The 22369-nt window shown below is 68.4% G+C and carries 19 protein-coding genes; 5 read left to right on the top strand and 14 right to left on the bottom strand.

Going from position 1 to position 22369, the window contains the following annotated elements; translation table 11 throughout:
* Nucleotides 1–255: 255 nt before the first annotated feature.
* Genes BR07_RS0115040 through BR07_RS0115020 form a run of 5 tightly spaced genes read right to left on the bottom strand, consistent with a single transcriptional unit; the run spans nt 256 to nt 5587 of the window.
* Nucleotides 256–1368, bottom strand: coding sequence for an ABC transporter ATP-binding protein (locus BR07_RS0115040; protein WP_027506158.1), 1113 nt, complete (start codon nt 1366–1368; stop codon nt 256–258).
* 11 nt (nt 1369–1379) lie between these two features.
* Entirely contained in the window at nt 1380–2261 is an 882-nt protein-coding gene (locus tag BR07_RS0115035; protein WP_027506157.1) for a carbohydrate ABC transporter permease, read from the bottom strand.
* The gene (locus BR07_RS0115030) at nt 2261–3208 is read right to left on the bottom strand and encodes a carbohydrate ABC transporter permease (protein ID WP_027506156.1); all 948 of its coding nucleotides are present in this window, start codon (nt 3206–3208) and stop codon (nt 2261–2263) included. Before BR07_RS0115030 ends, BR07_RS0115035 begins: the two co-directional genes overlap by 1 nt.
* Nucleotides 3208–4557 carry an ABC transporter substrate-binding protein gene (locus tag BR07_RS0115025; protein WP_027506155.1) on the bottom strand — a complete coding sequence of 450 codons (1350 nt, stop codon included), beginning with the start codon at nt 4555–4557 and terminating at the stop codon, nt 3208–3210. The genes BR07_RS0115030 and BR07_RS0115025 overlap by 1 nt, the downstream gene beginning before the upstream one ends.
* 7 nt (nt 4558–4564) lie before the next feature.
* Nucleotides 4565–5587: a sugar-binding transcriptional regulator gene (locus BR07_RS0115020; protein WP_027506154.1), complete on the bottom strand. Its 1023-nt coding sequence runs from the start codon at nt 5585–5587 to the stop codon at nt 4565–4567.
* 69 nt (nt 5588–5656) lie between these two features.
* Between BR07_RS0115020 and BR07_RS0115015 the strand changes: the two genes are divergently transcribed.
* Nucleotides 5657–6679, top strand: coding sequence for an NAD(P)-dependent alcohol dehydrogenase (locus BR07_RS0115015; RefSeq protein WP_027506153.1), 1023 nt, complete (start codon nt 5657–5659; stop codon nt 6677–6679).
* Nucleotides 6676–8151, top strand: coding sequence for a mannitol dehydrogenase family protein (locus BR07_RS0115010; RefSeq protein WP_027506152.1), 1476 nt, complete (start codon nt 6676–6678; stop codon nt 8149–8151). The genes BR07_RS0115015 and BR07_RS0115010 overlap by 4 nt, the downstream gene beginning before the upstream one ends.
* Before the next feature lie 61 nt (nt 8152–8212).
* Here BR07_RS0115010 and BR07_RS0115005 read toward each other — a convergent pair whose 3' ends face one another.
* The 5 genes from BR07_RS0115005 to BR07_RS0114985 all read right to left on the bottom strand — a co-directional run bounded on the left by BR07_RS0115005 (nt 8213) and on the right by BR07_RS0114985 (nt 13975).
* Entirely contained in the window at nt 8213–9337 is a 1125-nt protein-coding gene (locus tag BR07_RS0115005; RefSeq protein WP_027506151.1) for an ROK family protein, read from the bottom strand.
* Nucleotides 9334–10746 (bottom strand): sugar ABC transporter permease, encoded by a 1413-nt coding sequence (locus tag BR07_RS0115000; protein WP_027506150.1) that lies wholly within the window; start codon nt 10744–10746, stop codon nt 9334–9336. The genes BR07_RS0115005 and BR07_RS0115000 overlap by 4 nt, the downstream gene beginning before the upstream one ends.
* On the bottom strand, nt 10743–11531 hold the full coding sequence (locus BR07_RS0114995; protein WP_037186144.1) for an ATP-binding cassette domain-containing protein: 789 nt from the start codon (nt 11529–11531) through the stop codon (nt 10743–10745). The genes BR07_RS0115000 and BR07_RS0114995 overlap by 4 nt, the downstream gene beginning before the upstream one ends.
* 5 nt (nt 11532–11536) lie before the next feature.
* Nucleotides 11537–12655, bottom strand: coding sequence for a sugar ABC transporter substrate-binding protein (locus tag BR07_RS0114990; protein ID WP_027506148.1), 1119 nt, complete (start codon nt 12653–12655; stop codon nt 11537–11539).
* 96 nt (nt 12656–12751) lie between these two features.
* Nucleotides 12752–13975, bottom strand: a complete 1224-nt coding sequence (locus BR07_RS0114985) for an L-talarate/galactarate dehydratase (RefSeq protein ID WP_027506147.1) — start codon at nt 13973–13975, stop codon at nt 12752–12754.
* Nucleotides 13976–14391: 416 nt separating this feature from the next.
* On the opposite strand from BR07_RS0114985, the gene BR07_RS0114975 reads away from it, so the two are divergent.
* Entirely contained in the window at nt 14392–15963 is a 1572-nt protein-coding gene (locus BR07_RS0114975) for an ABC transporter substrate-binding protein (RefSeq protein WP_027506146.1), read from the top strand.
* Nucleotide 15964: 1 nt separating this feature from the next.
* Here BR07_RS0114975 and BR07_RS0114970 read toward each other — a convergent pair whose 3' ends face one another.
* Entirely contained in the window at nt 15965–17359 is a 1395-nt protein-coding gene (locus BR07_RS0114970) for a xylulokinase (RefSeq protein ID WP_027506145.1), read from the bottom strand.
* A gap of 72 nt (nt 17360–17431) precedes the next feature.
* Here BR07_RS0114970 and BR07_RS0114965 point away from each other — a divergent pair, with 72 nt between their 5' ends.
* A complete protein-coding gene (locus tag BR07_RS0114965) occupies nt 17432–18124 on the top strand; it encodes a TetR family transcriptional regulator (protein WP_027506144.1) in 693 nt (230 codons plus the stop codon).
* Here the strand turns inward: BR07_RS0114965 and BR07_RS0114960 are convergent.
* Nucleotides 18108–20165, bottom strand: a complete 2058-nt coding sequence (locus BR07_RS0114960; protein ID WP_051613470.1) for an acyltransferase family protein — start codon at nt 20163–20165, stop codon at nt 18108–18110. The two genes, BR07_RS0114965 and BR07_RS0114960, sit on opposite strands and share 17 nt — an antisense overlap.
* A gap of 165 nt (nt 20166–20330) precedes the next feature.
* Here BR07_RS0114960 and BR07_RS0114955 point away from each other — a divergent pair, with 165 nt between their 5' ends.
* Complete coding sequence (locus BR07_RS0114955; RefSeq protein ID WP_027506142.1) at nt 20331–21488, top strand: acyl-CoA dehydrogenase; 1158 nt, start codon at nt 20331–20333, stop codon at nt 21486–21488.
* Between the two features lie 24 nt (nt 21489–21512).
* Here BR07_RS0114955 and BR07_RS0114950 read toward each other — a convergent pair whose 3' ends face one another.
* Both BR07_RS0114950 and BR07_RS0114945 read right to left on the bottom strand, forming a co-directional pair.
* Nucleotides 21513–21881 carry an RNA-binding S4 domain-containing protein gene (locus tag BR07_RS0114950; RefSeq protein ID WP_027506141.1) on the bottom strand — a complete coding sequence of 123 codons (369 nt, stop codon included), beginning with the start codon at nt 21879–21881 and terminating at the stop codon, nt 21513–21515.
* Nucleotides 21878–22369, bottom strand: coding sequence for a metallophosphoesterase family protein (locus BR07_RS0114945; protein ID WP_027506140.1), 492 nt, complete (start codon nt 22367–22369; stop codon nt 21878–21880). The genes BR07_RS0114950 and BR07_RS0114945 overlap by 4 nt, the downstream gene beginning before the upstream one ends.

The following is a 22369-nucleotide window of genomic DNA, read 5'->3' as shown; positions in this document are numbered from 1 at the left end:
CGGAGGTCGACGCGAAGCACTGGTGGCCCTGGAGTCACCCGCGAGACGCGGCGGACGTGCTGCTCGACCACGCCCACAGGGACCGACAGCCCGCAGGCGAGTGTGAGTACACACGATCGACGAACACTCTGCCGATCCGCAGAATCACCGGCGATCCTGTGGCCGCACGCTCACATGCGAGGTCCCGCGACGGTGGACGGGTGTGGGAACGGTCTTCCCGGCACGTTCCCACACCCGAGTCTTGCCCCCTGCTGCTCAGGCCCCGATCCGCTCCCCCGAGGTCGGGTGGAACAGGTACGCGGTGCCCTCCTGCTTGGTCAGCGTGACCTTCTCGCCGATCCGCGCGGGTGCCCTCCTGGGAGAGCGTGCCACGATCGTGGCCGGTGTGCCGTCCGAGGCGCGGATCCGGGTGTCGTCGAAGCTGGCGTAGAGGTAGCTCTCGTTGCCCAGTTCCTCCACGAGGTCGACGGTGACCAGCAGTCCGTCGTCGTCCGCGGAGCCGATCGCGAGCTGTTCTGGACGCAGGCCGAGGGTCACCTCGTCGAGTCCCGCGGCGGCGATGGCGGTGAGCTGGTCGCGCTCGAGGGGGACGGTGCGCTCACCGACCTTCAGGCCGCCGGACACGACGGGCACCGTGAACAGGTTCATCGCCGGCGAGCCGATGAATCCGGCCACGAAGGCGTTGACCGGGTGGTCGTAGAGCTCGGTCGGTGCGGCGAACTGCTGCAGCTTGCCGTCCTTGAGGATCGCGACGCGGTCGCCCATCGTCATGGCCTCGACCTGGTCGTGGGTGACGTACACGGTGGTCGTCCCCAGCCGACGCTGCAGCGCGGCGATCTGCGTGCGTGTCTGTACCCGCAGTTTGGCGTCGAGGTTCGACAGCGGCTCGTCCATGCAGAACACCTGGGGCTCACGGACGATCGCGCGGCCCATGGCGACGCGCTGCCGCTGACCGCCGGAGAGCTTGCCGGGCTTGCGATCCAGGTATTCGGTGAGGTCGAGGAGTCGGGCCGCCTCGGCGACGCGGGCCTGACGCTTCTCGAGGCTGACCCCGCGCATCTTGAGCGCGAAGCCCATGTTCTCGCCGACGGTCTTGTTGGGGTAGAGCGCGTAGTTCTGGAACACCATCGCGATGTCGCGGTCCTTGGACGGCACACCGACCATGTTCTTCCCGCCGATCTCGATGGCACCGCCGTCGATCTCCTCGAGACCGGCGAGCATCCGCAGCGCGGTGGACTTCCCGGAGCCCGACGGGCCGACCAGGACGACGAACTCGCCGTCCTGGATGTCGAGGTCGAGCGAGTCCACCGCCAGCTTGTCGGCGCCGTCGTAGATGCAGGACGCTTGCTTGTACGAGATTGCAGCCATGGTTCTTTCTCCTACTTGATGGCGCCGAAGGACAGGCCGCGCACGAGCTTGTTCTGCGCGAACCATCCGGCGAGGACGACGGGGAGGGCTGCGAACGTCGCAGCGGCGGAGAGCTGGGCCCAGTACAGGCCCTGCCCGGTGATGAAGCCGACCAGGTAGACCGGAATCGTCTGTGCCTGAACGGCGGTGAGGTTGACGGCGAAGAAGAACTCGTTCCACGAGAAGATCACACAGATCAGCGACGTGGCCGCGATGCCGGGCGAGACCAGCGGCAGGATGACCTCCCGCACCGATGTCCACAGCGAGGCCCCGTCCATGCTCGCGGCCTCGAGCAACTCGCTCGGGACCTCGAGGAAGAACGACCGCATCATCCACACCGCGATCGGCAGATTCATCGCCGTGTACAGGATGATGAGCGCCCAGATGTTGTCGAGCAGACCGATGTCGCCGACGATGACGTACAGCGGCACGATGGCCGCCACGACCGGCAGCATCTTCGTCGAGATGAAGAAGAAGAGCACGTCCTGCGTCTTCTTCACGGGACGCAGCGACAGGGCGAATGCAGCCGGGACACCCAGCAGCAGAACGAGAATCGTGGACACGACGGTCGCGAAGGCCGAGTTGAGCAGCGTGGTGCCGATGCCGCTCTCGAGAACGCCGCGGTACTGGTCGAGGGTCGGGGTGAAGAAGATCTTCGGCGTCGCGGTGTACGCATCGGCTTCCTGCTTGAACCCGGTGATGACCATCCACAGGACCGGGAAGAAGAAGGCGATGCCGGCGACCCAGGCGACGAAGGACCAGATCGATCCGGGCCCCCATCGCTTCTTGCGTGTGATCGGCGCGGTGACGCTCGGAGTTCCGCTGCCGGCGCTCCGCTCGGTGGTGGTACTCATCAGGCAGCCTCCTCTTTCCCGCTGAAGCTCGTGAAGATCAGTCGCAGCGCCAGTGTGCTGACGACGATGGTGGCCACCACGGTGACGACGCCCATGGCCGCGGCCTGGCCGATGTCGAAGCCGAGGAACGCTCGTTGATAGATGTAGAACGGCAGGTTCGACGACGCCACACCCGGGCCACCGGACGTCATCATGTAGACGGCGTCGAAGGTGTTGATGAGGTAGATGGCGCCGAGGACCGCTCCGAGCTCGATGAAGCGTCGCAGATGCGGCAACGTCAACTCGCGGAACAGTGCGACGGGCCCGGCGCCGTCCACCCGCGCCGCCTCCGCGATGTCCTTCGGCATCGACTGCAGTCCCGCCAGGATGAGCAGCATCATGAAGGGGGTCCACTGCCAGACGAGGTTGGTCATGACCGCGGCGAGCGGGAACCGCGAGACCCAGTCGATCTGGTCGACCCCGAACGGGCTGAGCACGAAGTTGATGAGGCCGAACACCGGGTCGAACATGGTGGTCTTCCAGATCAGTGCACCGGCGACCGGGGTGATGAGGAACGGAGTGATCAGCAGGGTGCGGATCAGACTGCGGCCGATGAACTTACGGTCCAGCAGCAGTGCGAGCACCAGGCCCAGCGCCACCGAGATGATCACCGTGCCCACGATCATGATCACCGTGTTGAACGCGACCGAGCGGAACTGGCTGTCCCGGAACACGTCCACGTAGTTGTTCAGACCGTTGAACTCCCGCGATCCGGGGCGCACCAGGTTCCACGACTGCGTCGAGTAGTACAGCGTGAACAGGAACGGGATCTGCGTGACGACGATCGCGAAGACCATGGCCGGCAGCAGGGGACCGCGGCGCCGCCACCCCTCCGCCTTCGAGATCACCCGTTCGCGAGGAACGAACGGCGTCTCGGATCTCGCCGAGCCGACTTCGGTCGTGGTCATCACTGATCCTCCTGATACGTCTTGCCGACCACCTCGGCGTACTGCTGCGCTTGAGCGAGCGCGTCCTGGACGCTGATCTGTCCTGCCACGGCGGCGCTGATCTGCTGACTGACCCGAGTGCCGAGATCCTGGAACTCGGGGATGGTGAGGAACTGGACGCCGGTGTACGGCACCGGATCGACCGTCGGGTTCAGCGGATCGGCATTGTTTATCGAGTCGAGCGTGACCTGACCGAAGGCGGCCGACGCCTCCTTGTACTCCGGGATCTCGTAGGTGGACAACCGGCTTCCCGGTGGCACCCGCTCCCAGCCGAGCTCGGTGCCGACCTTCTTCAGGTACTCCTTGTTCGTCATCCACGACACGAACTTCCAGGCGTCGTCCGGGCTCTCCGACGTCGTCGGGATGCCGAGCGACCAGGAGTACAGCCAGCCGTTGTCGCCCTTTGCCGCCGACGGGGCCTTGGCGTACCCGATCTTGCCGACGACGTTGCTCGACGTGGGGTCCTCGAGCACCGACACCGCCGAGGTGGCGTCGTACCACATGGCCGTGTTGCCCTGCGCGAGTTGCGTTCCGCACTCGCTGAAGCCGCTCGTCGCCGCGCCGGCCTGTCCGTGCGACCGGACCAGGTCGACGTAGAACTGCACGGCTTCCTCGACCTGCGGACTGTCGAGTTGCGCGTTCCAGTTCTCGTCGTACCACCGGCCGCCGAAGGCGTTGATGACGGTGTCGAGGGGCGCGAGCACCTCGCCCCAGCCGGGCTTGCCACGCAGGCAGATGCCGGACATGCCCGGACGGTCGAGTGTCGCGGCGGCCTCGGCCACCTGGTCCCAGGTGGGCTCGGCCGGCATCGTGATGCCTGCTTCCTCCATCAGGTCCTTGCGGTACATGAGGAAGGACGACTCACCGTAGAACGGCACCGAGTACATGCTTCCCTCGTAGGACAGCGACTCCTTGAGAGACGGGATGAAATCGTCCTCGTCGTATCCCGGTGTGGCCTGCGCGTACTCGGACAGATTGGTGAGCCACCCGTTCTCGGCCCATTGCGGCGTCTCGTAGTTGCTGATCATCACCACGTCGAACTCACCACCGCCCGTGGCCACCGACGCCGTGATCTTCGCGCGCGCCTCGTTCTCGGACAGCGAGACGAACTTCAGGTTCACACCCGGGTTCTCGGCCTCGAACTCCGGTGCGAGCGAGATCGCGTCGGACATCTGCGAGTTGGAGACGATGGCCACGGTGATGGTCGTGCCGCCACCGTCACCTCCGAACGATCCCGCGCCCGCGCAGCCGCTCGCCGTCAGCACGGTGGCTGCGGCGAGGGCGGCGAGTGGGACGAATCGTGATGTCACGTCGGTACTACCTCGATTCCTTCATGGGGTTGCTGCCGTGCTCGTCGAGAAGGTCCAGAGCACAGGCGATATCGGTCACCAGCACGGTGGCGAGACGGCCGCGCAGAGCGGCCCGGATCGCGGCGTGCTTGCGCGCACCGCCGGAGATGAGGAGCGTGGTGGCGCAGTTCCGGATGTCGTCCAGCGGCACCGAGACCGTGCGGTCGGTCAGTGAGCTGTCGACGTCGGCGCCGTCGGAGTCGAAGAACCGACCGCCGATCTCACCGACCGCACCGAGTCGATCGAGTTCGGACAGGAGGTCGGCGTCGAGGAAGCTTCCCTCGAACAGCGTCGTCGACGTCGACACCGGGCCCAGTCCGAAGAACATGAGGTCCGCGGTGCGTCCGGCGTCGAGCGCCTTGGACATCAGCGAGTCCTGTTGCAGCGCGACGACTGTCGCCGGGTCGGCGTAGAGAGGGGCGTTGAGCCGCATCGGCGTCGCCTGCAGTTGCTCGGCGCAGCGGGTGAGGACGAAGTCGACACCGGTCTGGTAGTCCGCGGTGCTCATGGATCCGTCCAGCTGCACCACGCGGGCGCAGCGGCTGCCGCGTCCCTGGAGCGACTGCGCCACCGCGACCGTCTCCGGCCCCCACGTGAAACCGAGTGTGTGAGCGGGCTGCACGCGCCGGGTGAGGATGCCCGACGCGGCGCGCCCCACCGCGTCGTACCGACCGCCGGCGTCGTCGATGGTCGACGTGACCACCAGCGCCTCGTCCAGGCCGTACCGCTCCTCGAGTCGACGTTCGAGATCGGTGTGCACCGATCCGCTGATCTCCTCGGGCACGTGGATCTCGATGCGCACGAGCCCGTTCGCCCGAGCCCGAGCGACGAGTCGACCTGCCGTGGGACGGGAGACACCGAGCTTGGTGGCGATCTCCGCCTGGGTCGCGCCCTCGACGTGGTACATCGTCGCCGCACGCAGCGCGAGCCTCAGCTCGTCGCTCGAACTCGGCGTCGTCACAATGTCGCTCCCGGTCGTCGAGGTGAGCATCTGCTCACCTAGTGTTCATCTGCTCACTTAAGCTAACATCCAGGTGTGATCCACACAACAGTCGATTCCATGCGTGCCGCAGTTCTCACCGAACCGGGACACATCGAGACGCAGACGCGACCTGTGCCGACGCCGAAGGCAGGTGACGTCCTCGTCCGGGTGGCATCCGTCGGGGTCTGCGGATCGGATGCGCACTACTACCGCGAGGGTCGCATCGGCGACTTCGTCGTCGAGTCGCCGCTCGTTCTGGGCCACGAGGCGTCGGGTGTGATCGTCGCCGTCGGTGACGGCGTCTCCCCTCGGCGAGTCGGGTCGCGAGTGTCCATCGAGCCGCAACGACCCGATCCCGACAGTCGCGAGACCCGATCGGGCCACTACAACCTGTGCCCCCACATGGAGTTCTATGCGACCCCTCCCGTGGACGGTGCCCTCTGTGAGTACGTGACTATCGGATCCACGTTCGCGCACGACGTACCCGACGCCGTGTCCGACGACGCCGCGGCCCTCTTCGAGCCCCTGTCGGTGGCCATCGCGACCGCACGCAAGGCCGGGATCACCGGCGGCTCGCGAGTGTTGATCGCGGGCGCCGGGCCGGTCGGAGTGCTCACGGCGCAGGTCGCACGCGCCTTCGGCGCCACGGAGATCGTCGTGTCGGACATCTCGGCCGACCGCCACGCCAACGCCACCCGGTACGGGGCGACCCGCGTGATCGACCCGGCGGACGAGTCGGTGCACGACCTCGACGTCGACGCGTTCGTCGACGCGTCGGGCGCACCCCGCGCAGTGCAGGACGGGATGCGCGCCGTGCGCCCTGCGGGCAGAGTGGTGCTCGTGGGCATGGGCGGAGACGCGTACCCGATACCCGTGTCGGTGATCCAGAACCGGGAACTGTGGGTCACCGGCGTCTTCCGCTATGCCGACACCTGGCCCACAGCACTGGAACTCGTCCGCACCGGACGAGTCGAGCTCGACAGCATGGTGACGGGTCGGTTCGACCTGGATCATGTCGAGGACGCACTGAATCACGACCGCACCGACGGCAGCATCAAGGCTGTCGTCACCGTGACACCCAGTCAGGAGACCCTCTCGTGAAGCTGTCCGCCGCCACCCTCGCCCAGCTTCCCGACGACGTGGACGTGCCACGGTACGACCGCTCGGCGATCACCACCGGGATCGTCCACTTCGGCGTCGGCGGCTTCCACCGTGCGCACCAGGCGATGTACGTGGACCGGCTGCTCCGCACCGACTTCGAGTCCGCGTCGAGCTGGGGCATCTGCGGCGTGGGCGTGCTGCCGGGTGATCGCCGTATGAAGGACGTCATGGACGCCCAGGACTGTCTCTACACCCTGGCACTGCGGCACTCCGACGGCTCGTGGGACACTTCGGTCATCGGATCCATCACCGAGTACCTCTTCGCGCCGGACGATCCCGAGGCGGTGATCGAGAAGCTCGCCCACGCCGACACCCGCATCGTCTCTCTCACCGTCACCGAGGGCGGCTACAACTTCTCTGCCACCACGGGCGAGTTCGACGCCGAGAACCCGGCTGTGCGAGCGGATCTGGCACCCGATGCGGTACCGGGCACGACCTTCGGACTGGTGTGCGAGGCGTTGTCCCGCCGGAAGGATCGCGGGCTCGCGCCGTTCACCATCATGTCGTGCGACAACATCGAGGGCAACGGACACATCGCCCGATCGACCTTCACCGCGTTCGCCCGCCTGAAGGATCCCGCACTGGCACAGTGGATCACGGACACCGCGCAGTTCCCCAACTCCATGGTCGACCGCATCACGCCCGTCACCACACCCGACGTCGTCGACCAGCTCGCCTCACGGTACGACCTCGCGGACCGGTGGCCCGTGGCCGCGGAGCCGTTCACCCAGTGGGCGCTGGAGGATCACTTCACCCTCGGCCGGCCGCCGTTCGAGGACGTGGGCGTGCAGGTCGTCGACGACGTCACACCGTACGAGCTGATGAAGCTGCGTCTGCTCAACGCGAGCCATCAGGCCCTCTGCTACGTCGGATACCTCAGTGGCTACCGGCTCGTGCACGACGTCACGCAGGACGCACTGTTCGCCGAGTTCCTGTTGCGCTACATGGACGAGGAAGCCACTCCCACGCTGCAGCCGGTTCCCGGAATCGACCTGGCCGAGTACAAGAAGACGCTGATCGAGCGCTTCTCCAATCCGGAGATCCGGGACACCGTGGCCCGGCTCTGCGCCGAGTCGTCGGACCGGATCCCGAAGTGGCTGGTCCCGGTGGTACGCACGAACCTCGAGTCCGGAGGGCCGGTCGCACTGTCCGCCACGGTGATCGCGAGCTGGGCGCGCTACGCCGAGGGTGTCGACGAGCAGGGTGAGCCCATCGAGATCGTCGACCGTCTGAAGGACACGCTCACCCCGCTGGCTCGGCAGCAGCGCGAGGACCCCCTCGCGTTCGTGCGGAACCGGGAGTTGTTCGGGGATCTGGTGGACGATCCGCGCTTCGTCGACGCCTACACGTCGGCTCTCGACTCCCTGCACACTCGCGGAGCCCGCGCCACCGTGGAGTCGTCGGTGCGCTGACGCCCGCGAGCGTTGTGCGCATCCCTGGACACGCACAAGGCTCACGGGGGCCGAAGGCCCACTACAGCCGCTGCAGCACCTCGGCGAAGGCCAGCTCGGCGGCACCGATCACCGAGATCCGCCGACCCAGGCCCGAGACGTGCAGTTCCACCCCGTGCTGGCGTCCGACCAGGCACTCCCCCACGCCCTCGGTGATGCGTGCCATCGCCGAGGGCACCCGGAGAACGTCGGCGAAGAGGCCGCCGAACACGACGACGCGGGGGTCCACCATCGTGACGATGGTGCAGACGCCCGTCTCCAGTGCCTCGATGTAGCTCTCCGGCAGGGCACCCCCGGCGGCGGCGACGTCGGCCAGTGCGCGCCCGATCGCGGACGGCGTCGCGGGTTCCGGCATCGCGAGTGCCCGGCGCAGTGCGTCCTGCCCGACGGACAGCTCCCAGCACCCGTTGCTTCCGCAGCTGCAGAGGCCCCCGCCGGCGGCGGTCCGCATGTGTCCCACCTCGCCGGCGTAGCCACCGGAACCGCCGAGAAGTGATCCGGCGCTGAGTATTCCGGCACCCACACCGAACTCCGCGAAGAGGTAGACCACGTCGTCCACGCCGCGGGCGCATCCGCGGGTGTGTTCCGCGACCACTCCCAGATCGGACTCGTTGGCGACGATGCACCGCACCCCGACCGCCTCACCGATCAGACGACCGAGCGGAACGTCGGTCCAGCCGAGGTTGGGTGCGACGCGCACGAGACCGTCGGCCGACCGCACGAGACCGGGTACGGCGACACACACTGCACGCGGGGCCGATCCCACCCGATGGGTGAGCTCGGTCGCGGCATCGGCGATGCGGCGCACCAGGTCCGCCGGGTCCGGGCCCGCTCCCGCCTCGTAGTCGAGATCCGCCAGAACCGCTGCGCCCCAGCCGATCGCGGAGACGGACAGCCAGTCGACGGCCGCGTCGACCGCGAGTACCCAGGCGGCGGACGGGATGGGGTCGACCACCAGCGACGGCCGGCCGGCCCCGCCACCGGACGACGGATGTTCGGAGACCAGGCCGTCGGCGACGAGGTCGTCGACGAGAGTCTTGACGGTGCTCCGGTTCAGCGAGAGGTCCTCCGCGAGTTCCGCCCTCGTCCGAGCCCCACCGAGGTGGACACTACGGACGAGGGCGGAACGAGCCGGTCGGCCTGTCACCGACCAGTCGGAGCTCGTCGACGCGACAGTGCGTCGACACTGGCCGCGAGCAACAGCACGAGACCGGTGACGATGGAGACCACCGCCGCGGACTGCCCCTGCAGGCGCAGTCCGTTGTCGATCACCGCGATGACGGCAGCACCGATCACCGCGTCCCGCACGCGACCACGTCCACCGAAGAGCGACGTTCCACCGATGACGGCGGCGCCGACGGCGAACAGCAGCGTGTTGCCACCACCCGCCTGCGGATCCACGGATCCGACCTTGGACGCTGCCACGATGGCGCCGAGTGCCGCGATGGTCGAGCTGACCACGAAGACACTCATGCGGATGCGCCGGACGTCGATACCCGCTCGCCGCGACGCCTCCGCGTTGCCACCCACCGCGTAGACGTGCCGACCGTAGGACGTCCGGTCGAGGACGAACGTGGCGAGCACCAACACGAAGAGCACGATCGGAACGACGTACGGCACACCGGCGATGGAGAGCACCGCCGGGTTGGGGCTGCGGTTCACCGTCATCGCCCACGTGGCGAGGGCGGCGAACACCGTCAGTGCCGCGATCTTGACCAGCAACAGCGACGTCGGGGGAGCCGTCAGTCCCTGCTTCAGCCGAGTGCGCTGGCGCGAGAGGTTGATCGCCGCGAATCCGCCGACGACCACCGCGAACAGCACCCAACTCGCCCACACCGGGAGCGACCGGTTGGCCACCGCGAAGAGCACGGTGTTGTCGGAGATTCCGAGGGTGCCGCCCTCACCGATCAGCTGCAGCACCACACCGCCCCAGGCGAGGAACAGTGCCAGCGTGACCACGAACGACGGGATGCCGACGCGGGAGACGAGGAACCCGGTGAGGCAGCCGATCGAGGCACCGACGCAGATCGCCAGCACGATCTCGATCCACGGATTCGCGGGCACCCCGAGCAGCGCGATGGCGAGTGCGATCGCGGCCGGCACGATGGCCGCCCACAGTCGCGTGATCGCCGCGAGCACTCCGGCCACCACCAGAACGGCGCAGAACGTCAGGAACACACCGGTTCCCATGCCGCCGAGCAGGTTTCCCCCCTCCGTGTAGTGCAGGGCGAGAATCGCCGCCGCCACACCGGAGCCGGTGCCGGCGGAGAGGTCGATCTCACCGAGGAGGAGCACGAACACCAGCCCCATGCCGATCAACGCGGTGGCCGCTCCCTGGGTGAGCAGATTGGCCACGTTGTTGAGGGTGAGGAACTGCCCCGACAGCGACGAGAACACGACGAGCAGGACGACCAGCCCGGCAAGTGCGGGCAGTGCCCCCAGCTCGCCGCCGCGCAGTCGTGCCACGTAGTCGCGTCCGGCGTCGCCGAACGATCGCCGATCGGTGTCCATCGAGAAGTCGGACCGGGCGCGGTCCTGTTCGGGTGCGGCGGTCATATCGTCACCGCCTTCGCCTCGGCCGACGGAAGACCGAGGTCACCGCTGCGGCCGGTCGTGATGAGCTCGACGATGCGTCCGACGGACACGTCCGCCGTGCGCACCTGCGCCGCCATCCGCCCCAGGAACAGGGCGGCGACGGAGTCGGACACCTCGACGACGTCGTTCATGTTGTGGCTGATGAGCAGCACTCCCACACCCGAGTCCGCCAGGCGGCGAACGAGGTCGAGGACCTGCCGCGTCTGCGCGACTCCCAGTGCGGCCGTGGGCTCGTCGAGCAGCACCACCTTCGACTCCCAGAGCACCGACTTGGCGATGGCGACGGTCTGCCGCTGTCCACCGGACAGCGACGCGACCGGGGTGCGCACCGACTTGACGGTGCGCACCGACAGCGACGCGAGGGTGTCGCGCGCCGCCTGTTCCATCGATGCCTCGTCGAGCAGACCCTTGGCCGTACGCTCACGGCCGAGGAACATGTTCTGCACGATGTCGAGGTTGTCGCACAGGGCGAGGTCCTGGTACACGACCTCGATACCCAGCGCCGCAGCCTCTTTCGGATTCGACACCGACACCGGCTCGCCGCCGAAGCGGACCTCGCCGGAGTCGGTGCCGTGAATTCCGGCGATGCACTTGATCAGCGTGGACTTGCCCGCGCCGTTGTCACCGACCAGTGCGGTGACCTCTCCTGCCCTGATCGTCAGATCGACGTCGTGCAGGACGTGCACCGGACCGAAACTCTTGTTGATGCCCTGCAACTGCAGGACGGGCTCTCCCGCGGCGGTCATGGTGGTCAGGAGATCCCCGCGTCCGCGCAGGCCTGAGCCACGTCGCCACTGCACAACGCGTCCGCCGAGACGGCGCCGCCGTCGACGGCGACCTTGACGTTGTCGCGCGTGATGGTGACCGGGTCCAGGAGGACCGACTTCACCTGACGGTTGCCCTCGGGGTCCTCCGACGTCGCCGTCGCCTTGGCGTCGGCAGCGGCGGTGTCACCCTTGGCGAGGTCGATGGCGAGCTCGGCGGCAGCGGCCGCCTCCTTCTCGACGTCCTTGTAGACGGTCATGCACTGGTCGCCGCGGAGCACGGCCTTCAGTCCGTCCTCGGTGGCGTCCTGACCGGTGACCGGCACGGTGCCGTTCAGGCCGTTCTTCTGCAGGACCGTGATGACGGCGCCCGCGAGTCCGTCGTTGGCGGCGAGAACGCCGTCGACCTTGCCGCCGTTGGCGGTGAGCAGCTGCTCGAAGGTGGTGCCGCCGACCTGGTTGTCCCACTCGGGGATGGCCTGGTCGCCCGCGAGGCGCAGGTCGCCGGAGTCGTACTTCGGCTGCAGCACCTCGAGCGCGCCGGCCTTGAACAGCGTGGCGTTGTTGTCGGTCGGCGAGCCGTTGATCTGGATGATCTGCGCGCCGGGCTTCGCGCCCACGCAGTCCACCAGGCCCTGACCCTGCAGGTTGCCGACGGTGGTGCTGTCGAAGGAGACGTAGTAGTCGGCCGAGCCGCCGAGGGTGAGTCGGTCGTAGTCGATGGTGGCGACGCCCGCTTCGGTGGCCTTCTTCTGCACGGCGGCACCGGACTCGGACGAGAGATTGCTCATCAGGATGACCTTCGCACCCTGGCTGATCATCGAGTCGGCGATGGACGAGAACTTGGTGGTGTCGCCCTCCGCGTTCTGGATGATCGGATCGAGACCCGCGTCGCTCAGCGCCTTCTGCAGGAGCGGTCGGTCCTGCGACTCGTAGCGTGCGGACGACTTGGTGTCGGGCAGGATGACGCCGACCTTGGTGCCGCCGTTGCCGGATCCGCCGGAGTCTCCGCTGCCGCTGTCGCTGCTGGAGTTGCTGCCACACGCGGTGAGTGCCATGACCAGACCGATACCCGCCGCGGTGAGGGCGAGCCTTGTGTTCTGCATCGATCGTCCCTTCGGTTGTATGTTGCGGAGCACAACATATTCCTTCAGGTGTGATCTGGGCAATAGGCTGTCCGACAAGGTGACGCCGGTCACTCTTCAGCGATCGACGTGCACCTCCGCCACGGTCCACGCGTGCGCCTGCTCGCTCAGGGTGAAGCCGAGGCCAGGACGTTCGGACAGGTGCATCCGCCCGTCCCGCGTCTCCAGGTGCTCCTCGAACAGCGGATCCAACCAGTCGAAGTGCTCCACCCAGGTCTGCAGAGGATAGGCAGCCGCGAGATGCAGGTGGATCTCCATCGCGAAGTGCGGCGCCATCTGCAGGCCGTGATGCTCGGCGAGTCCTGCGAGCTTCAGGAACTGCGTGATCCCACCGATGCGCGGCGCGTCGGGCTGGATGATGTCGACGGACCCGGCCTCGATCAGGCGCACGTGCTCGCCGACACTGGCCAGCATCTCACCGGTCGCGATGGACGTGTCGAAGGTCCGCGCGAGCATGGCGTGGCCCTCGGCGTCGTAGGCGTCGAGTGGTTCCTCGATCCACACCAGATCGAACTGTTCGAGAATGCGGCACATCCGGGTCGCCGTCGGTCGGTCCCACTGCTGGTTCGCGTCGACCATCAGGGGCACGTCGTCACCCAGGTGCTCGCGCACTGCGGTCACCCGAGCGATGTCCTGGCGCCAGTCCGGCTGTCCCACCTTCAGTTTGATACCGCCGATGCCGGCCGCGAGAGACGCGGTCGCGTTCTCCAGCACCTCCTCGATCGGGGTGTGCAGGAAGCCGCCGGACGTGTTGTACGTCTGCACGGCATCACGGGTGGAGCCGATGAGTTTCGCGAGCGGGAGCCCGGCGCGCTTCGCCTTCAGGTCCCACAGTGCGATGTCGACGGCCGCGATCGCCTGGGTGGCGACGCCGCTGCGACCGACGGAGGCACCGGCCCAGACGAGAGAGCTCCAGATCTTACCGATGTCACTGGGATCCTGACCGATCAGCACAGGCGCGATCTCTCGCGCGTGGGCGAACTGCGCAGGGCCGCCGGCACGTTTGGAGTAGCTGAACCCGATGCCCTCGTGCCCCTGCTCGGTGCGTATCTCGACGAAGAGGAACACCACCTCCGTCATCGGCTTCTGCCGTCCGGTCAGCACTTTCGCGTCGCTGATCGGTGTTGTCAGAGGGAGAACGACGGAGCGCAGGGTGACGTCCGCGATGCGATCGATAGTGGCGGCCCCGGGCGCGAGCGCACGAACGGCCGCGTCGGGCGCGGTGAGCCCGCTGGTCGGCCGGGTGGTGCTGCGCTCGGGGGTCTCTCGCGTGTCGGTCACAGTCGGCTCCTCCATCGGGTACGTGGTCCAGCTCACACGCTAGAAGCCGCACTGATGCGCGTCCAACACTGATGTCGCATCGGTCGATGCCGACCGAGCATCACTGCATGTCCCGACGAGTGGCGCTCCGGTCGCACCACATCGGCATCGAACGATGCGGAAATCGCATGTGTCGGTTCACGATCCGGACCGGTCGATCTCTGACCACGTATCGCCGCAGGTGGGTGACTCGAGCGGCGTCGGCGTCGTCGCCTCGATGGTGACGCGGACGGTCTCGACGACGGCTCGACGCCGTTGACGACCTCGACAACCGCTCCTACGTTGTGTCCACCGTCACAGGATCCGATCACCACAGCCCACCTGTCCGGTGTCACTCGAATCCCCCGTCCACTCGGACGTCATACCCGGAGGTCGACATGAGCCCTGCACCGCGACACCGATCCGGGACGCTCGCAGGCGTGCTCGTCCTCGCGCTCACCGCCTCGGCGTGCTCCGTGGCCAACACGGACCGCAGCTCGGTCACCGATCCGGACACCCTGCGCATCGTCCTGAGTCAGGAACCCCCGACGCTCGAGGCGTGCGACGTCTCGCAGACCTCGATCGGCGTCGTCACGCGGTCGAACATCACCGAACCTCTCATGGAGCGGAACCCCACCACCGGTGATCTCGAACCCAAGCTTGCCGACTCCTGGGAACAGAACTCCGACCGCCAGTGGACGTTCCGTCTGCACCCCGGAGTCACCTTCAGCGACGGTCGACCGTTCGAGGCCGCGGACGCCGCGCACTCCATCGAGCGCACCGTGAACTCCGACATCGGATGCAACGTCGAGGGATACGTCTTCGGCGACGCCGATCTGACCGTGGCCGTCGTCGATCCGCTGACCCTGACGGTGGCAGCGCCGAACCCGGATCCCATCCTCCCGCTGCGGATCTCGTTCGTGGAGATGGTCCCACGCACCGCCAGCATCACGGAACGCGAGCGGGAACCGGTCGGCACCGGACCGTTCGCTCTCGACACCTGGGACTACGGCCAGCGGCTGACCCTGGTGCGCAACGATCGGTACTGGGGGCCTCGGCCGGAGTTCGCCCGTGCCGTCTACCAGTGGCGCAGCGAAGGCAGCATCCGCGCGTCGATGGTCTCGGGAGACGAGGCCGACATCGCGACCGGTATCGGACCGGAGGACGGTGCCGGGGACCTGGGTGTGGCCTACCCGAACAACGAGACCACCGCGGTTCGGATCCAGGTGGAGGAGCCTCCCCTGGACGACATCCGTGTGCGGCAGGCGATCAACTATTCCATCAACCGGAACGGCATCGTGCACGCCCTCTTTCGCGATCTGGGACGCCCGGCGGCCCAGTTGGTCTCGCCGGGAGTCGTCGGGTACGACGACGATCTCGAGGCGTGGCCGTACGACACGGAGAAGGCGCGAGCACTGCTCGACGAGGCACGAGCGGACGGCGTGCCGGTCGATGCGAAGATCCGACTGATCGGCCGTACCGGTCAGTTCCCGAAGGTCAACGAGACCCTCGAGGTCGTCCAGAACGCACTGTCCGAACTGGGCATGAACATCTCGATCGAGATGATGGACTCGGCCGGTACGTCGCAGTACCAGGAGCGCCCCTTCCCCCCCGACGCCGGCCCGTACCTCCTGGTCATCCAGCACGGCAACCAGGCGGGTGACTCGGCCTTCACCGTCGACCAGTACTTCACGAGTGACGGATTCCAGAGTGCCTACGGAACACCGGAGTTCGACGCGGAGATCGCCGCGGCCGGCCAGCTTACGGGTGACGCCCGGCAGGATGCGTACGCCCGCCTCTTCGAGGAGGAGCCGACGAAGATCATGCAGATGGCGTACATCGCGCACATGGAGGGCGTGCTGGCGAAGTCGGACAGAGTCGACTACACACCCGACTCGGCCACCGTCGACGAGATGCACCTCGCTGCCATGACCCACGCCGACGACGAGTCGAACGCCACGGGGCGCTGACCTACCCGGCACCCTCCGTCAGGTCCCGCACCTCGGCGTAGCGTTCGCGCACCGCCGGGGTCGGGTCCGCCTCGTACCGGGGAATGTCCGCCGCGGCCCAGGTGGGCGGTTCGGCCCCGCCGGACAGCACCCAGGCCGCCTGGCGCGCGGCCCCGTCGGCCACGTACTCACCGGGCGGCGGGACGTCGACGGGCATGCCGAAGACTCCCGGCGCGAGGACGCGCACCGCCTCGGATTTCGCGCCCCCGCCGACGAGCAGCACTCGCGACACGGTCGCACCCTGCGCCACCAGGTGGTCGATCCCGTCGGCGAGACTGCACAGCAGACCCTCGATCGCGGCGCGCGCGAGGTGCGCCGGGGTCGAATTACCCAGGCGCAGGCCATGAATCGCGCCGGTCGCGCCGGGCCTGTTCGGTGCGCGCTCACCCTCGAGGTACGGCACCATGACCAGTCCCCGGCTCTCCGTGGACAGCGCGAGCCGCGACAGCTCGTCGTGGTCGACGCCGAGCAGGCGCGCGGTCGCATCGAGCACGCGCGCGGCGTTCAGCGTGCAGACGAGAGGCAGTTGACGACCGGTGGCGTCGGCGAAGCCGGCCACCAGTCCCGACGGGTCGCGAGGAGCCACGGCGGACACGGCCGAGACGACACCGGACGTGCCGATGGAGACCACCAGGTCACCCTCGCCGGCATCCAGAGCCAGTGCCGCAGCGGCATTGTCACCGGTTCCGGGCCCGATGGCCGCGCCTCCGGGAGTCGTGCCGATCCGTGTCGAGGGCGCCGCCACGGTGGGCACGTGCGGGGTGCGCCCGCGTAGCGCGAGACCGAGCAGATCGACGCGGTACTCGTTCGTGGCCGCCGAGAAGTATCCCGTGCCGCTGGCGTCACCCCGATCCGTGGCCAGGGCGTCGAGTCCACGAGCACCGCCGAGGCGCCAGGACAGCCAGTCGTGCGGAAGACAGACTGCCGCAGTGCGATCGGCGTTCTCCGGCTCGTGATCCGCGAGCCACCGCAGCTTTGCCGCGGTGATGGACGCGACCGGCACCACGCCCACGGCGTCGGCCCACTCCTGGCCTCCACCCAGCTCGGTCACCAGGTCGCGCGCCGACTCGGCGGAGCGAGTGTCGTTCCACAGCAACGCCGGTCGGACGGTCTCGCCCGCCTCGTCGAGACACACCATGCCGTGCTGCTGCGCTCCGACGGAGACCGCGTCGACGCCGTCCATTCCACCGGCGTCCGCGAGAGCGGTCTCGAGAGCCTCGTGCCACCGGGCCGGGTCGATCTCGGTGCCGTCGGGATGGCCGGCCCGACCGTGGCGGACCAGCTCACCGGAATCCGCGTCCCGAACAACGATTTTGCACGACTGGGTGGACGAATCGACACCCATCACCAACGCCACGACCTCGTCCCTTCACCGTCACGTGCGTTCCGGCAGCTCACCGGTCCGAGCAGTTCACGCTACCGTGAAGCCATGGCCGCCCACGACGAACCGCGAGAAACCGAGGACGCCCGGTTTCGCCTCGAGGTCATGGGTGCGGCGCTGGAGCTCTTCGAGAGCAAGGGGTACGAGGCCACCACGGTCGACCAGATCGCGGAGAGCGCGGGGCTGTCGCGCCGCACGTTCTTCCGGCAGTTCCGGTCCAAGGAGGACGTGGTCTTCCTCGACCACGACGCCACCCTCGCCCATGTGCAGGACTTCCTGGGAACGACCGACCTCGACCCGTACGACGCCGTGTGCGAGGCCGCCGCGCGCGTGTTCGCCCGGTTCTCCGGCACGCCGGACACCACCCGTCGCCGCTACCGCGTCCTGCAGACGGTGCCCGCCCTGCGCGAGCGCGAACTGGTGATGGTGCTGCGGTACGAGCGCGTCTTCGTCGACACCCTGCGCCGCGGCGCCCCGACGCAGGAGCCGCTCTCCCTGGTGCAGTTCGCCGCCGCGGTCACGGCGACGCACAACTACCTGCTGCGTACGTGGCTTCGCGACGGGGCCCGAGTGGAGGTCGAGGACGTCCGGCGCGCCCTCGGGGCGGTGAAGCGGCGGTTCGTCACCGACACCGCGGGAGACCGGCCCACCGCACTCGTGTTGCCGCCGGGGACGTCGGTCGCCGACGTCACGACCCTGCTCGCACAGCACTTCGGGGACGGTCTCACCACCACCCCGTGACCTCGCCGAGCGTGCTGTCGACCACCGGCACGAGCGACCGGACGTACGTCGCCGACAGGTGGTGGGAATCGTGGTAGACCAGCACGTTTCCTTCGACGACGCGACACACGTCGGGACCGCAGACCGCATCGGAGAAGTCGACGGGAACCACCGAGGGGAACGGCAGCGACGCGGCGCGGGCCGGATCGATCTCGGACAGGACCTCGCTGCGCGGCAGTCCGCACGACTCGCTGTCGCCGCCGTCGGCAAGGCAGTCCGCGGCGCGATACGGGACGCCCTCCCGGCTGAGCCACGGAGTGTCCCGCACGGCCACGACGGGAAGAGCGAGCGCGGAGAAGCGTGCCCAGACGTCGAGGTACGCGTCGGGTGTGACGTCGCCGAACTCCGTGGGGCTCGGCCGCGTCGAGGTGGTGAACACCCAGTCGGGGCGGTCCGACGCGAGGATGTCGAGCACGTCCGAGGACCAGTCCCGGCAGTCCGGGTAGGGCAGATCCACCAGGAGCGGCTCGCCGATGTCGAGCGGGCACCCCATCTTGAGGTAGGTCACCACGGCGAACCCGCGATCCCGGCCGATCCGGTCGAGTGCGGGGAGCCAGTGCTCGGCATGCGATCCCCCGGCCACGGCAAGGGTGCGCGTCGCGTCGGGATCGCCGTACACGCACGAGATCACCTCGCGCTGCGTCATGTCCGCGATGCAGCCGTCCAGCGTCGACTGCGGCAGGTCCAGGTCCGCATCGAGCACGGTGGGTCGCATCGGAGCGTCCGGCACGGGAACACCGTCGACGAGCGCGAGCGCCCCCGGGTAGCGATCGTCGGAGCTCACGTCGGCGGTCGGCTGGGCCGTCGCTCGATCGAGGTAGCCCTGCCAGGTCGCGCTCGCCGCGGCGAGGCCGATCGCTCCGACGGTCACCAGGGCGGTGAGGACGCCGCGGCCCGCGCCCCGACGGTGCACCGGCTCCTCCACCCACGAGCGTGTGGCGACGGCCAGGGCGATCGAGACGACCACCACGGCGGATCCCGTCACCACGGTCACCGAGTGCCCGGTTCCGAGCACCGCGATGAGGATCGGCCAGTGCCACAGGTACAGCGGGTAGGCGATGGAGCCGAGGAACTGCAGTGGGCGGGACTCGAGAGCACGGGTCACGGCCGGTGCTCGTGACTCGGGAGCACCCGCACCGGCAAGCACCAGCAGCATCGCGGCCCCGACCGGCACCAGCGCGGCAGGACCGGGGAACTGCGCCGCACCGTCGACGAGGAACCCACAGCCCACCAGTGCGGCAAGTCCGACGACGGCGGCCGCGGCCCGTAGCGCGGCCGGCAGCACCGCTCGACCGATCACCAGCCCGGCGATCGCGCCGACAGCGAGTTCCCACGTCCGCGCCCCGGTGTCGTAGTAGGCCCACCCCTGGTGGGTGCGGCCGATGTCGGCCGCATAGGTGAACGACACCGCGGCGGCGACCGCGAGCACCGACACCAGCACCGGTGTGGTCAGGTCCCGACGACCACACCGACGGCACGCCGCGGCGACGAGGAACACCACGGCCGTGACACCGACGTAGAACTGCACCTGCACGGACATCGACCACAGGTGCTGGAGCGGACTGACCGACAGATCGGCCGCCGCGTAGTCGGACGCGGTCCGCGCGAGCTCCCAGTTCTGGACGTACGCCAGCGACGCGAGGAGCTGCCGCGTCGTCGCGTCCCACATCGTGAAGGGTCTGTCCCACACGGTCCAGAGGGCCACCGCGCCGAACACCACCACCGCCGCGGGGTACAGGCGTCGGGCGGTGCGGACGACGAGGGGCCGCAGGACCGGACCGTCGGCTCGCTCGACGCGGCGCAGCACCATCGACGTGAAGAAGAAGCCGGACAGGACGAGGAAGACGTCGACACCGCCCGAGACCCTGCCGAACCAGATGTGGAAGACGACCACGAGGGCGATCGCCAGCCCGCGGAGACCGTCCAGATCGACGCGGTGGCCCGGCCTGCGCGCGCCGACTGCCCGGGCACCCGGCGCACGGGTCGTCGCCTGGTGGTGCACGACCACCAGAATAAGGGACGGACGGTACGGGTCCGGAGCACCCACACGTGACCAGTGACACCAAGTGCCACGCAGCCATGGTCACCGGCCGGTCGGTCCGGTACGCTGGCCACATTCCGTGGCACCGAGTGCCACGACCCTCTCACCACGACGAACGGACATCCCATGGCCGGCAACCCCAGCTTCGACCTCTTCCAGCTCGCCGACGAGCACAACGAGCTCCGCGAGGCCATCCGCGCACTCTCCGAGAAGGAGATCGCGCCGTACGCCACCGAGGTCGACGAGCAGGAGCGCTTCCCCGAGGAGGCACTGAAGGCTCTCAACGCCTCCGGCTTCAACGCGGTGCACATTCCCGAGGAGTACGGCGGCCAGGGCGCCGACTCCGTCGCGGCCTGCATGGTGATCGAGGAGGTCGCCCGCGTGTGCGGTTCCTCCTCCCTTATCCCCGCCGTGAACAAGCTCGGCACCATGGGCCTCATCCTCAGCGGCAACGAGGACCTCAAGCAGAAGGTGCTGCCCTCCATCGCCGAGGGCGAGATGGCCTCCTACGGACTGTCCGAGCGTGAGGCGGGCTCCGACGCCGCCGGCATGAAGACCCGCGCCAAGGCGGACGGCGACGACTGGATCCTGAACGGCTCGAAGGCGTGGATCACCAACGCCGGCAAGTCGACCTGGTACACCGTCATGGCCGTCACCGATCCCGAGAAGAAGGCCAACGGCATCTCGGCGTTCATGGTGCACAAGGACGACGAGGGCTTCTCTGTCGGCGAGAAGGAGCGCAAGCTCGGCATCAAGGGCAGCCCCACCCGCGAGCTGTACTTCGAGAACTGCCGCATCCCCGGAGACCGCATCATCGGTGAGCCCGGCACCGGCTTCAAGACGGCACTCGCGACGCTCGACCACACCCGTCCCACCATCGGCGCGCAGGCCGTCGGCATCGCGCAGGGCGCTCTCGACGCGGCCATCGCGTACACCAAGGACCGCAAGCAGTTCGGCAAGGCCATCAGCACGTTCCAGGGCGTCGAGTTCATGCTCGCCGACATGGCGATGGAGATCGAGGCGGCCCGCCTCATGGTGTACTCGGCAGCCGCTCGCGCCGAGCGCGGCGAGAAGAACCTCGGCTTCATCTCCGCCGCCTCCAAGTGCTTCGCCTCGGACGTCGCCATGAAGGTGACCACCGACGCGGTGCAGCTCTTCGGTGGCGCCGGCTACACGCGCGACTTCCCGGTCGAGCGCATGATGCGTGACGCCAAGATCACGCAGATCTACGAGGGCACCAACCAGATCCAGCGCGTCGTCATGTCGCGAGCACTGCTGCGCTGACGCCGGTGGCGGGACCGCCGTGCGTCACTCGCTCGGCGGTGCCGCCCGCAACCGGTCGATCTCGCGCCGGTCCCGCTTCGTCGGCCTCCCGGCTCCGCGATCGCGAACGGGCACTGCGGCGAACAGTTCCCGTGGCGGTGGGGGCGGGCTCCGGTCGATGTAGCACGCCACCGCGGCCGGGGCTCCCACTCGCTTGTTCACGAGCTGAGTGACCTCGACGATCTTCTCGAATCCCCCTGCGCGGATGCGTACCTCGTCACCGGGCACCACGTGCTGCGCCGGCTTGGCGGCACTGCCGTTGATCTTCACGTGTCCGCCGCGGCACGCCGACGCGGCGGCGGAGCGCGTCTTGAACAGCCGCACCGACCACGTCCAGGCGTCGATGCGCGTCACAGCTCGTGCACCACGACGTCCGAGACGGCACCGCCGCTCAGGGTCAGCGTCATGTAGGTGCAGTGCGGTTGCCGCCGACGGTCGGTCGGCGAGCCCGGGTTGAGCAGGCGCATCCCGTTGGAGGACAGCGTGTCCCACGGAATGTGGCTGTGCCCGAACACGAGCAGGTCGGTGTCCGGGAACTGCGCGTCCATCCGCTTCTCCCGTCCCCCCTTCGCCCCTGTCTCGTGCGTGACGACCATGCGCACACCCTCCACCGTCCGCCGTGCGACCTCCGGCAACCGCGCACGGAGATCGTCACCGTCGTTGTTGCCCCAGCAGGCGAGCAGATCGGTCGACCGTTCCTCGAGCGCGTCCAGCAATGACGGCGCCATCCAGTCACCCGCGTGCACCACCAGGTCGGCCGCGTCCACCGCGTCCCACACCGCGGCGGGCAGATCCCGCGCGCGGGTGGGGACGTGGGTGTCGGCGAGCAGCAGCAACTTCAC

This window comes from Rhodococcus sp. UNC23MFCrub1.1 (genome assembly GCF_000686025.1).
GTDB lineage: Bacteria > Actinomycetota > Actinomycetes > Mycobacteriales > Mycobacteriaceae > Rhodococcoides.
Note: the sequence above shows the minus strand (reverse complement) of the source record. Positions and strands in the feature narration are given on the sequence as shown.